Origin of the sequence: Nocardia farcinica (assembly GCF_029867845.1) — a bacterium.
GTDB lineage: Bacteria > Actinomycetota > Actinomycetes > Mycobacteriales > Mycobacteriaceae > Nocardia > Nocardia farcinica_A.
In genome coordinates this window covers 1-2,780 of sequence record NZ_JARWRU010000362.1, presented here as the reverse complement: position 1 = coordinate 2,780, position 2,780 = coordinate 1, and the positions used below count along the sequence as shown (strand labels likewise).

At 73.2% G+C, this 2,780-nt stretch carries 3 protein-coding genes and 1 pseudogene; 3 read left to right on the top strand and 1 reads right to left on the bottom strand.

The annotated features are described in order from the left end of the window. Window positions 1–4 precede the first annotated feature (4 nt). The 3 genes from QH283_RS07735 to QH283_RS07725 are packed head-to-tail and all read left to right on the top strand — an operon-like array spanning window position 5 to window position 2,453. Window positions 5–595, top strand: coding sequence for a TIGR00730 family Rossman fold protein (locus QH283_RS07735; protein ID WP_280502332.1), 591 nt, complete (start codon window positions 5–7; stop codon window positions 593–595). 38 nt (window positions 596–633) lie between these two features. Next, complete coding sequence (folP, locus tag QH283_RS07730; protein ID WP_280502331.1) at window positions 634–1,518, top strand: dihydropteroate synthase; 885 nt, start codon at window positions 634–636, stop codon at window positions 1,516–1,518. Further along, on the top strand, window positions 1,515–2,453 hold the full coding sequence (locus QH283_RS07725; protein WP_280502330.1) for a glucosyl-3-phosphoglycerate synthase: 939 nt from the start codon (window positions 1,515–1,517) through the stop codon (window positions 2,451–2,453). Before folP ends, QH283_RS07725 begins: the two co-directional genes overlap by 4 nt. 40 nt (window positions 2,454–2,493) lie before the next feature. Here the strand turns inward: QH283_RS07725 and QH283_RS07720 are convergent. Then, window positions 2,494–2,780 (bottom strand): annotated as a pseudogene (locus QH283_RS07720) (hypothetical protein); the annotation flags it as partial.

The following is a 2,780-nucleotide window of genomic DNA, read 5'->3' as shown; positions in this document are numbered from 1 at the left end:
CCGCCTGCCAGCCCCCCCAACCCCCCCCCCCCCCCCCCCCCCCCCCGCGGAGAAACCCCCCCGCCCCCCCCCCCCCCCCCCCCCCCCCCCCACCCCCCCGCCCCGCGCCCCCCCCCCCCCCCCCCCCCGCGCCCGCCCCCTCCCCCCCGCCGGCCCCCCCCCCACAAGCGGGGCCGGGGCCCCCCCCCCGGCCAGGGCGGGCGGGGCGAGGACGATCGGGGTGATCCCGAAGCACCTGGTGCACCGGGAGGTGGCCGACACCGACTCCGACGAGCTGATCGTCACCGACACCATGCGTCAGCGCAAGAAGGTCATGGAGGACCGCGCCGACGCCTTCCTCACCCTGCCCGGCGGCATCGGCACGCTGGAGGAGTTCTTCGAGACCTGGACCGGCGGTTATCTCGGTGAGCACGCCAAGCCGGTGGTGCTGCTCGACCACGACGGCTTCTATCGCGGCCTGTTCGACTGGATCGACGAGCTCGGCTCCAAGGGGGTGGTGACGCCGAGGGCCCGCGCCCGGCTCACCGTCGCCACCGACCTGACCTCTGCCTTCATCGCCCTGCACCCGGAGCCGGGCGGCCCGCTGCCCGGCTGAGCCCCGGGGGCCGCGACGGCGGTCGGTACAGTCGAGGCATGTTCAGCCCGTCCGCCACGCCGCGATCCACCCTGTGCGGCAAACCGGTCGCGACGGACCGGGCACTGGTGATGGCGATCGTGAACCGCACCCCCGACTCGTTCTACGACCGCGGCGCCACCTTCACCGACGAGGCCGCCATGGCGGCGGTGCACCGCGCGGTCGCCGAGGGCGCCGACCTGGTCGACATCGGCGGCGTGAAGGCCGGACCGGGGGAGACGGTCGACGCCGAGGAGGAGACCCGGCGGGTCGTCCCGTTCGTCGCCGCTATCCGCGCCGCCTACCCCGACCTGCTCATCAGCGTCGACACCTGGCGCTCGCAGGTGGCCCGCGACGCGGTGGCCGCCGGCGCCGACCTGATCAACGACACCTGGGCCGGCGCCGATCCCGACCTGGTGCGGGTGGCCGCCGATCTCGGCGTCGGCATCGTGTGCAGCCACACCGGCGGGGCGATCCCGCGCACCAGGCCGCACCGGGTGCGCTACGCCGACGTGGTGGCCGAGGTCACCGAGGCGGTGGTGGGCGCGGCCGAGCGCGCCGCCGAGGCCGGGGTGCGCAAGGATTCGATCCTGGTCGATCCGACCCACGATTTCGGCAAGAACACCTATCACGGGCTCGAGTTGTTGCGCGGAGTAGACGTTCTCGTAAAAAGCGGATGGCCAGTTCTCATGGCGCTGAGTAACAAGGATTTCATCGGGGAGACTCTTGGTGTGGGGCTCTCCGAACGACTGGAGGGCACCCTGGCAGCAACGGCGTGGTCGGCCGCCGCGGGCGCCCGCGTCTTCCGTGTCCACGAGGTGGCGCACACCCGCCGCGTGGTGGACATGATCGCCGCAATCCAGGGCTTCCGGCCCCCCGCACGAACCTTGCGAGGTCTGGTATGAGTACCCAACACCGTCCGTCCGGCTGGGCGCGCACCAACACCTGGGACGATCCTGCCTGGACGATCGACGAACTCGTCGAGGCCAAGCGGGGGCGCAGCGTCTCCGTGGTGCTGCCCGCGTTGAACGAGGAGAACACCGTCGCAGACGTGGTGGCCAGCATCCGGCCGCTGCTCGGCTCCCTGGTCGACGAGTTGATCGTGCTCGACTCCGGCTCCACCGACGCCACCGCGGAACGGGCCCGCGCCGCCGGCGCCGAGGTGGTCACCAGGGAGGAGGCGGTGCCGGAGGTCGAGCCGGTGCCGGGCAAGGGCGAGGTGCTGTGGCGGTCGCTGGCCGTCACCCGGGGCGACCTGATCGCCTTCGTCGACTCCGATCTGGTCGACCCCGATCCGGCGTTCGTGCCCAAGTTGCTCGGGCCGCTGCTGTGTGTGGCGGACATGCATCTGGTGAAGGCCTACTACCGGCGCCCGCTGCGCCAGGGCGACGCGGTGGACGCGCACGGCGGCGGACGGGTCACCGAGCTGGTCGCCCGGCCCCTGCTCTCGGCGCTTCGCCCGGAACTGACCTCGGTGTTGCAACCGCTCGGCGGCGAATACGCGGGCACCAGGGAACTGCTGACCTCGGTGCCGTTCGCGCCCGGCTACGGCGTGGAGATCGGGCTGCTGCTCGACACCTACGACCGCTACGGGATGGACGCCATCGGCCAGGTGAACCTGGGGGTGCGCACGCACCGCAATCGTCCGCTGTCGGATCTGGGCGTGATGAGCCGCCAGATCCTCGGCACGGTGCTCGGCCGCAGCGGCATCGCCGACTCCGGCGCGGCGCTGACCCAGTTCCCGGTGGAGGGCGACGAATTCACCGCGCGGCACACCGAGGTCTCGCTCGACGACCGGCCGCCGATGAACACCCTGCGACCCTCCCGCGTCGCCGCCTGAGCACCCGGCGCCCGATCGAGGACGCCGCGCGTACGCGGCCTCAGCGCCGTACGCGCCCGTTGGTCCTCGGATCGCCCTGGTGCAGGTACACCGGGGTGAGCAGATCCGCGTCCAGCGGCTCGCCGGTGGCCCGGTCGTAGCGCACCGCGATGAGCACCGAGAACAGGTGGTTCTCGGCGCGCTCGTGCAGCCCGGCCAGGCGGGTGGCCAGCAGCCGGACCGCGCCGAGTGAGCCCGGCGGGTGCAGGCCGTCGATCAGCAGGCAGCTGCCCCTGCCGTCCGGGCGCGGCAGGCGCGCCAGATAGGCGATGTCGTGCGGCTCGGGAC